The sequence below is a fragment of the Cryomorphaceae bacterium genome (genome assembly GCA_007695365.1).
Lineage (GTDB): Bacteria > Bacteroidota > Bacteroidia > Flavobacteriales_D > SKUL01 > SKUL01.
Genome location: REDV01000018.1, coordinates 1 through 5,980, shown reverse-complemented (window position 1 = coordinate 5,980; position 5,980 = coordinate 1). Strand labels below are relative to the sequence as shown.

Here is a 5,980-nt window from a genome sequence, read left to right as displayed (position 1 = left end):
TTTCTTGTTCACATATCCAGTCCAGGCGGATCTGCACCCGAAGCAGATCAGATAGCAAACTACCTACAAAGACTACAATCGCAAGTTGAAGTGATTGCAGTTGGTGAGGGCTTAGTTGCATCGGCTGCCAGTAAAATATTCCTAACAATCGACAGGCGCGCGAAAGGTAACGAATCGTTCCGGCTTATGATCCACAATCCGTGGGGCGGCGTTGAGGGTGACGCGGATTATATCGAAAAGTACGCGGATGAAGTTAGACAGATTGAAAAGGAATATGAAAAGTTCTATGAGGATCGCTTGCAGCTGGATGCTGATACATTGAGCGATTTGATGGCAAATGAAACATACATTGACGGCGAAAAACTTAGTACATTCAATATAATTAACCACACGCTGCAAGAGGAATCGCAGCAAATCTACGCAATTCTTAAAAATGAAAAACCTATGACAAACGAAGACCGCAATTTTTTGCAGTCGGCTTTCGATGAAATTAAATCTTTCTTCAAAAAAGCCGAGATAACTGCACTTACAATCATGACCAATGAGGGCGCTGAATTGACCTTTCCCGGCGAGATGCCTGTAGAGGGCGACTCTGTAGCGGCCCCGGATGGCACCTACACTTTTAACTTTGCTGAGAAATCTTGGACGGCACGTGTTGAAGGTAATACACTGGTAGAGCTTACCGAAGTTGAACCAGAAGTTCCTGAAAATTCAGAAATGGACGCTCTCAGAGCAGAAAACGAACAACTGAAACAGCAACTGGAATCTGTTCAGGCTTCACACAATGAAGATGTTGAAAATATGAAAACCGAAGTGCTGGCATTGAAACAATATGTCGAGACGCACAAGGAAATTCAATCGAAAGAGCAGCCCGAAGCAAAACCAGAACAAAAGTTTGAGGAGCCCGCAGTTGATCCGATTAAGGAAAGATTGCAGCAAGCCCGCGAAAAAGTAAACGCATTAAAAACCACAAAAAAACTAAAATAACATGAGCAACATTGATTTTTCAGCATTGACATTCACTGCCGAGCAGGTACGCGATTTGGCGGAATTAATCCGACTTGAAAGAGTTGAAGCCGGGCCGTTTGCACAGTTTCATGACGTGCACACCGGAATAAGGTATAATAAGGAAATCGGCTTCATCGGCGAAGCGGGCTTGGTCGGAAAAACTGATCTTGGTTGCGATAGCGTAGCTGATCAGTTAGACATCCCTGTGAAGAAAAAAGTATGGGAGCCAAACAGGTTTAGGATTTTCCTAAAGGAATGTTACAAAGACCTTGACGACACCCTTGCATTGTACGCACGCAGAACGGGTACTCCTGTTTCTGACCTTACCGGGACTGACTATCTTAATCTGGTAGAGCAGCTTGCGGGCGAAGCAGTTCAGAAAATGTTGTGGAGAACTTGGTTGATGGATACCGATGCGACAAACGTAGGTGCAGGCGCAGGAACAGAGCTAATCACCGCCGCCGTTCCCGTTGCACACTTCAATTTGATCGATGGGTACTGGAGCCAAATTGCTGATATTGTAGCGGCCAACCCTACTCAACAAACCGTTGTTACTGCCAACGCTACCGCAACGAAAGCAGAGCAATTCGACGATCTTACCCCAGCATTGGCATTTGAATATCTAATGAACGCAACCTACAACATGCCTGTTGAGCTGGTAAGGCAGCAAAATAAAATCGGTATGATTACACGCTATTTTGCCAATCAGGTTAAAAAGCAATTCCAGACCACCAACACCCATCCTGAAGCATATCAGGCCGTGAAAGATGGCGTTGATATTCTTATGGTTAACGGTATTGAGTTTGCAATTCAGGACGACTGGACAGAGCAAATCTTAGCCTACAACGACCTGGGCGCAAGATGGCACCTGCCACACCGCGCAATCATCACCACGAAAGAAAACTTGGCTTACGGTATTGAGACCGAGAGCGGGTTTGCAACTTTCGACACCTTCTTTGACAAAGTTACTGATTACAGCTATATCAAAATGCTGGATTCAATTGATGTTAAAGTACTTCAAGACAGACTAATCCAAGTAATATACTAAGCTATGACATACATCTGCGGAGAATTACAAGATTATACATACAACTGCGCCTTCCCTGAAGCGGGGGGCGCTGATGAAGAGTTGTTGCTGATTCAGCACAACGACATAGACCGCACTGCCGGGCAGAATGGCTTTACCTTCAATACGACCAATCCCACCATCATCGAAGCGATTGGAATAAAGGTAGGTAAACAGGCATTTGCATTCAAGGGCAAGCGAAACCCAAACGCTGTAATGTCAGAGCCAGTTGAACAAGATTTTTCAAGCGGCTTCCAGCATGGATTAATGTTCAATCTGTATGAGGTATCACCTGCGACAGTTGAGATACTGAAATCCTTGCAGCAAAACAAAGTTATGGGTATTCTGAAAACAAACCAGCGCAACAGCACCGGAAACAATATTTTCAAAGTTGTAGGACGCGCGGTTGGGTTGTACTTAGTGGAAGGCACTTATAACAGCGCGGAAAATCAGGGCGTGGTGCAAGTAACATTGCAGCCACAGGGCGATTTACTGGAGCCTAATTTTATGGAGTTCCTTTTTGATACCGACATCCCCACCACGGTCGCTCTTTATGAGTCACTGAAAGAAGAGGTTCCACCTGCTGAATAGTTTTGGTTGATAAATAATCCCCAGGGGGTTGGGTAATGACCCGATCCCCTTTTTTTATACCTTACAAACCATGAACGAATTTTATATATTCAAATCAGAAGCGTTACAACAATTCAGAACGGCTAAACACCCCAATGATTTGTTGAAAAACGTTATATTTGTAGAAACGATTACAAAATGGTACGAACGATTATTTTATGTCAAGCCTAAAATATCAGGTTGCGGGGTCTGTTTGTACGAAACATTTAAGGAAATGATAGATATGCAAGAAAAACAAATTACAGAACGGATAAACTTACCAAAATTAATCAAACCGGGCGTTGTTGTATGGGTCGATTCAAGACCTTACAGTAGGAAAAGCCCACATTTGACCGCTGAGATAATCGGTAAAATCGATGAACAGCATTTGGAGGACAATCCTTTTTTCGACAAAGTAGCTGTTGATGTGATAGAAGAACAGCCAAAACCAAAACGCACACGTAAGAAAAAAGTAGCAAATGGCGACAACAGTCAAAGTTAATAAACCCAAAACAGACATTGTATCACGTGTTCAGGGCATTATACATTATGATAAGGATAATCGTTATCCAAATCAGATGCTTAATATCATTGACCGCTCACCGACCGCGAAAGCAGTTGTAAAAACTAAGGAGCGGTTCATATTTGGGCACGGAATGACTGAATCGGGCGACTTCTGGAAGCGCGTTGTCAATTCACGCGGGCACCGGGTCGATCAGGTAATCAGGCGAATGGTTCAGAGCTACGTAAAATTTGGTGGCTTTGCTTTGCACTTCAATTATAACGCGATGTTTGAAAAAGTGTCAGTAACTGTGCTACCCTTTGAGCAATGCAGGTTAGGCAAGCCCGATGATGAGAATTTCAAAAACAAAGTTGTTGTATATGATAACTGGAATGAGTTCGACAGGCGCAAAGCAAAAGATTACAATACATACAACCCCGATCCTGAAGTTATTGCGCGACAAGTCGAATTGGCTGGGGGCTGGGACAAATACCGGGGCCAAATATGGTACTTCGGGGACAACGGAGAACAGGAATATCCACTCAGCCCGTTTGAGCCGTGCAAAAATGAGATGATCACTGAAATTTTAATGGGCGCTGGTAAGAACAGTAACGCATCTACCAGTTTTTTAGCCTCTCAGATTTTCGTTTATCCGGGTAGCTTCGCCGAAACATCACCATACCCTGAAGACAAGGAAAAAAGGGACACAGGCGAACAGACCCGGTTTGAACGCGAAATATTGAATATGCTATCATCAATGCAGGGCGCAAGCAAAACGGGTGCGGTTGGATTGATTGAGAACAACATCAAAGACAACGAAGGCAACCCGGTTAAGATGGATGTTATGAAGTTCGATATACAGAACTTCGATAAGATATTTGAGCACACAGAAAAAAGTTGCGAAAATACCATCATCAAAACATCCGGAGTCCCTCATATTCTAATCATACCGACCGCAACAGGGTTCAGCCAGGAGCTGTTGAATAATTACTACCAGTTTTTCAATGAGGCTACGACATACGACCGTCAAATTATAGAAGAAACCTGCATGGAAATATTCAGGGGCTGGCATTATGACATAAACCCGATCAATAATTACGAAATCAAAAAATTAACCCTCACAATTGATAACTAACTTAATACATTGAACTATGAGCACAATTGCAGAAGATTTCACCTATCAATTTCCGCCAAAAACTGTAGAGAATACAGACAGAGTAGTTGTATATGACAAAGACAACAAGATACGTATTGTTGACAACGCGCACCTGCCAGATGGGATTACAGGCACCTACGTTCTTGGTGACTACAACGTGACCTTCGTCAATGGTATTGCAACAGAGATAACCTCAGTACTGTAAGCCATGCCGATCGTTAACAAATCTGACATAGAAACATTCATCCCGCTTGCCACTTCATTAGACGGCAAGCGGGTTGAAATGTTTGCTATGCAGACCGAACGCGAAAAATGTACGGAGTTTCTGGGCACTGAATTATACGCGGATGTAGTGGATAATTCAGACACACCCGAAAACGATGTATTACGTGAAAAGGTGCTGCCCGTGATTGTTTACTGGACATACGTAATGTATTTGGAGCAAGGGAAAGTTTTCAATACCGCTACCGGGCCAGTTGTGAAACGTTCTGATGCTTCCATGCCACTAACCGATGAGGAATTAAGCCGGATCGTAAAAAGGTACTGCAAGATTGCGCGTATGTATGAGAGTGAATTACAATCTTTCCTGAAAGATAACGCGGATGATTACCCGCTATGGAAGGATGGCCGGATCCATACCGGGTGCCAACGATTTTCGATTACCAAAACTGACAATCAACGTGAGATATGACATTAAGAACAAGAATAACCACAGCACCGGGCTTCACCAATCTGAACCGTGAATTTACGTGGGAGGAGCTGGATGAAAACTTCATTGAGCTGCTTAATCTGATACAAACTGAGGGCGCGGATGCAATAGTCGATTTTGATCCGGCGGTTGAATACGTGCCTGGAGTTGCACCATTGTTTGTTTCTTTCGGTGGAAACATATACAAAAATGTTGCGGCTGAGGAGCACACAGGAGTTACACCGGGTACAGACCCTTCGATTTGGGCGCTAACTTCCACGGGTGATCTTGTTCATGAGCAGAACACAGACGTAAGATTGGGCCGCTTCCATGCTGATTTATCTGGAGCCGTTACCGAAACATTTAATCTTTACACGTCTGCATTCATTAACAAAAATTACTTTGCGCTGCTTAACACGGTCGATTGCACCTATACCTTTCGCACTGCCGATCCTGCCATAAGACAGACCAAGCGCGGCCAGTTCATGGTCTTTGTACCTGATAGCGCTGGTTACAAAGTAACGCTACCGGATAACGCTTTTCAATCGGTTGGTGGCGTTGACTTGGTACTGGAAGCGGGCGACTTCGCGGTGTTTGAGGGGGATGTTGAGGGTAAATCGTTGCTGATTGCAAGCAATAAAATTACATTTCAAACAGAAGACATCGCATTCACGGAGCAAAGCGGACACCCTGTAGTCACAGATCAGGTATTAAGGATTACCGTAGATGGTCAGGATTACGATATAAACGTTAAAAAACTATGACAACATATAAAATACTTACACGGAACGGAAAAATCCTTACACGAAATGGTAAGGTATTGAGGCGGGCGATACCGGATGTGCCCACATTCTCAGGATTCAGATTGCCAACGGCTCAGGAGTGGGAGGATGAGATTGATACATGGGATACACAGGATGCTGCGGGGGCGTTTGGGAGTGTGTTGAAGTT

The 5,980-nt window shown here is 44.0% G+C and carries 9 protein-coding genes; all 9 read left to right on the top strand.

Features of this window, described 5'->3' with window-relative positions; genetic code table 11:
* The coding region (locus EA392_00395; protein TVR42400.1) for a hypothetical protein at nt 1-987 on the top strand (987 nt) is incomplete at its 5' end.
* Nucleotide 988: 1 nt separating this feature from the next.
* Entirely contained in the window at nt 989-2,056 is a 1,068-nt protein-coding gene (locus EA392_00390) for a hypothetical protein (GenBank protein ID TVR42399.1), read from the top strand.
* A gap of 3 nt (nt 2,057-2,059) precedes the next feature.
* Nucleotides 2,060-2,665, top strand: a complete 606-nt coding sequence (locus EA392_00385) for a hypothetical protein (protein TVR42398.1) — start codon at nt 2,060-2,062, stop codon at nt 2,663-2,665.
* Between the two features lie 70 nt (nt 2,666-2,735).
* Complete coding sequence (locus tag EA392_00380; GenBank protein ID TVR42397.1) at nt 2,736-3,185, top strand: hypothetical protein; 450 nt, start codon at nt 2,736-2,738, stop codon at nt 3,183-3,185.
* Nucleotides 3,186-3,261: 76 nt separating this feature from the next.
* Nucleotides 3,262-4,320, top strand: a complete 1,059-nt coding sequence (locus tag EA392_00375) for a hypothetical protein (protein TVR42396.1) — start codon at nt 3,262-3,264, stop codon at nt 4,318-4,320.
* Nucleotides 4,321-4,336: 16 nt separating this feature from the next.
* Nucleotides 4,337-4,546, top strand: a complete 210-nt coding sequence (locus EA392_00370) for a hypothetical protein (GenBank protein ID TVR42395.1) — start codon at nt 4,337-4,339, stop codon at nt 4,544-4,546.
* 3 nt (nt 4,547-4,549) lie between these two features.
* Entirely contained in the window at nt 4,550-5,032 is a 483-nt protein-coding gene (locus tag EA392_00365) for a hypothetical protein (protein TVR42394.1), read from the top strand.
* Nucleotides 5,029-5,793 (top strand): hypothetical protein, encoded by a 765-nt coding sequence (locus tag EA392_00360; GenBank protein TVR42393.1) that lies wholly within the window; start codon nt 5,029-5,031, stop codon nt 5,791-5,793. Before EA392_00365 ends, EA392_00360 begins: the two co-directional genes overlap by 4 nt.
* On the top strand, nt 5,790-5,980 hold a 191-nt coding region (locus EA392_00355; protein ID TVR42392.1), incomplete at its 3' end, for a hypothetical protein. The genes EA392_00360 and EA392_00355, both read left to right, overlap by 4 nt.